The following is a 2,867-nucleotide window of genomic DNA, read 5'->3' as shown; positions in this document are numbered from 1 at the left end:
AGGCCCCTAAGTTTTTTGAGGGTGCTCCTATTGTTGTTAATTTAATTGAAATTAAAAACAGTTCACTTGATTTTGTACACTTAAAGTCATTAATCGAGCGTATGAGCTTTAACGCTGTTGGTGTATGTAATGGCTCTGATGAGCAACATGCCCAAGCTAAAGCGGCTGGCTTATCTGTTTTAAATTATTCACAAGACGTTAAGAGCGAACCTGTTAAACAAGAGGCTAATACGTCTATTGTAGAAAAAACAGTGCATTTGCCGGCGCAAATTATTAGCGGTACCGTTCGCTCTGGCCAGCAAGTTTACGCAAAAGACCGCGATTTAATCGTGCTTGGTGCAGTAAGTCACGGCGCTGAAGTTATTGCCGATGGTAATGTACATATATATGGCACGTTACGCGGCCGCGCTATTGCAGGCGCAAAAGGTTTTAAAGAAGCACACATTTTTTGCCAAAAACTTGAAGCCGAACTAGTTTCAATAGATGGTAACTACTGGATCAGTGATTCGCTACAAGGTGAACATTGGGGAAATGCAGTGCAAATACAACAAAAAGACGAATCATTAGAAATTTCAGCTTTGGTTAAAGGATAAATCTCATGGCAAAAGTAATTGTCGTTACCTCTGGTAAAGGCGGTGTTGGCAAAACAACATCAAGTGCTGCAATTGGCACAGGCTTAGCGTTAAAAGGCTATAAAACAGTTATTATCGACTTTGATATTGGTTTACGTAACTTAGATTTAATTATGGGTTGTGAACGCCGTGTTGTTTATGACTTTGTAAACGTAATAAATGGTGAGGCAAAACTTAACCAAGCGCTTATTAAAGATAAACGTGTAGATAAATTATTTTTACTACCCGCTTCACAAACTCGTGATAAAGATGCATTAACCCGTGAAGGTGTTGAGCGCGTATTAAACGAATTAAAAGAAGACTTTGATTACATAGTATGTGATTCACCAGCAGGTATTGAAGCTGGCGCTATGATGGCAATGTACTTTGCTGACGAAGCAATTGTGACAACAAACCCAGAAGTGTCTTCAGTTCGAGATTCTGATCGTATTTTAGGTATTCTACACAGCAAATCAAAACGAGCTGAAGAAGGCCTAGAAAACATTAAAGAACACTTACTATTAACACGCTATAATCCTAGTCGTGTTGAAAAAGGTGAAATGCTATCGGTAGAAGACGTACAAGATATTCTATCAATTCCACTGCTAGGTGTGATCCCTGAATCGCAAGCGGTGTTAAGTGCTTCAAACTCAGGCCAACCTGTTATATTAGATACAGAATCTGATGCAGGCCAAGCTTACTCTGACGCAATTAATCGCCTACTAGGTGAAACTGTCGATTTTCGCTTCTTAGACGTTGAGAAAAAAGGCTTATTTAAACGGATTTTTGGAGGTTAACGTGTCTTTACTTGACTACTTCCGCTCAGAAAAGAAAAACAGTGCGTCATTAGCAAAAGAGCGATTGCAGATCATTGTCGCGCACGAGCGTTCTCAACGAGGAACGCCGGATTACTTACCACAATTAAAACAAGATATTTTAGATGTGATCCGTAAATACGTGAACGTAAGTAGCGATGCAGTTCAGGTTCAGTTCGATCAGAACGAAGACGATTTAGCCGTACTTGAGCTAAACGTTACACTACCTGATGAAGAAAAGAAGTAATCGAAGAAAGGGCGCTTTATTAGCGCCCTCTTTATTTGTGTTTACTTTTTAATAATTACTATGAATATCTACGCTTTAATGCCTGCGCTCAACTAAAACTTTTTAACCATGTAATATGAATCAAAAGACCCTTATCACACAGTTAAAGGTATATATTTAGCGTTAAGTATCCCACTCTTTTAAAGCATCTTTAACGTAGGTATATCGCCAAGAGCTCAGTAAGTCAGGCTTTATATGACTCTGTTTTTGATCAGGCGTTAACTTCCAATTCCAACTAATCAATTGATTGATTTGCTTTTTAGAGGCCATAACGTCTTCTGGTATATTGTGCTCTTTAGCTACTTTAGTGATTTTTTGTTTTATATCTTTCGCTACTTTTTTATAGGTAGGAAAATCAATTAAGCGCTTAAGTACATCTGGATGCTCAGCATCTGGGACTTCTTTAGCAACTTCAATACACTTTATTATATCGACACCAGAGCGATTAACTTCAATAGCTTCAACTCCTGGAATTTGACGTAGAGCGTTTAAACTTGAAGGACCACGTTTGGCAATTTCAGTCATGTTATGTTCTTTTAACACAAAATTAAGTGCCAAATTTTTCTTGATAGCTTTATTTCTTCGCCATACAGCAAGCTCTTTTAACACAGCTAGTTCGTGCGGTTTAAGTTGCCATGCATTTTTAATATCTTTATATAAAAGCTCGTCAGGTGTTTGAAATGCACGTTTTTTGGCAATCAATTCACTTTCGTTTATTACAATGTCAAAGAAGCCAGCGGCATTAATGCGATCAATAATCAGCTCAAAACACGGTAATAAGTAAAAAGTATCAGCAGCCGCGTAGTCTAATTGTTTTTTAGTTAACGGGCGTTGCAGCCAGTTAGTGCGTGACTCACTTTTATCTATTTCAATACCTTGCAGCTCTTTTACCATAAGGGCAAAACCCATACAGTTGCCTTCACCAAGTAATTGTAATGCAAATTGTGTATCAAATAACGGGGCTGGAACAAAGCCTGCGTACTTTTGAAAAACTTCAATATCTTCTGAAGGAGAATGCAGTACTTTTAAAACTGCGGGATCTTTAAGTATTTCCCAAAAATCAAATAGTGAAAGCTCAGCTAATGGATCTATAAGTGCTAAGTGTTCACCATCAAAAACTTGGATAAGTGCAACTTCAGGATACAAAGTACGACG

4 protein-coding genes are annotated in these 2,867 nt (G+C 38.1%); 3 read left to right on the top strand and 1 reads right to left on the bottom strand.

Features of this window, described 5'->3' with window-relative positions:
• The 3 genes from minC to minE all read left to right on the top strand — a co-directional run.
• Positions 1–593 (top strand): septum site-determining protein MinC (minC, locus tag GQR46_RS18305; protein WP_165741943.1); only part of this gene is annotated, 593 nt, incomplete at its 5' end.
• Between the two features lie 5 nt (positions 594–598).
• Positions 599–1,408, top strand: coding sequence for a septum site-determining protein MinD (minD, locus tag GQR46_RS18300; protein ID WP_165727982.1), 810 nt, complete (start codon positions 599–601; stop codon positions 1,406–1,408).
• A gap of 1 nt (position 1,409) precedes the next feature.
• The gene (minE, locus tag GQR46_RS18295; protein ID WP_007377619.1) at positions 1,410–1,673 is read left to right on the top strand and encodes a cell division topological specificity factor MinE; all 264 of its coding nucleotides are present in this window, start codon (positions 1,410–1,412) and stop codon (positions 1,671–1,673) included.
• 162 nt (positions 1,674–1,835) lie between these two features.
• Here minE and rnd read toward each other — a convergent pair.
• A partial coding sequence (rnd, locus tag GQR46_RS18290; RefSeq protein ID WP_165741940.1) for a ribonuclease D occupies positions 1,836–2,867 on the bottom strand: 1,032 nt, incomplete at its 5' end.

The sequence above is a fragment of the Pseudoalteromonas sp. Z1A6 genome, assembly GCF_011378745.1.
Taxonomy (GTDB): domain Bacteria; phylum Pseudomonadota; class Gammaproteobacteria; order Enterobacterales; family Alteromonadaceae; genus Pseudoalteromonas; species Pseudoalteromonas arctica.
The sequence above is the reverse complement of the archived record's forward strand: the minus strand, read 5'-3'. Positions and strand labels throughout refer to the sequence as shown.

Coding starts and splice junctions, on each gene's coding strand:
- minD (WP_165727982.1), top strand. CDS start 599: ATGGCAAAAGTAATTGTCGTTACCTCTGGTAAAGGCGGTGTTGGCAAA.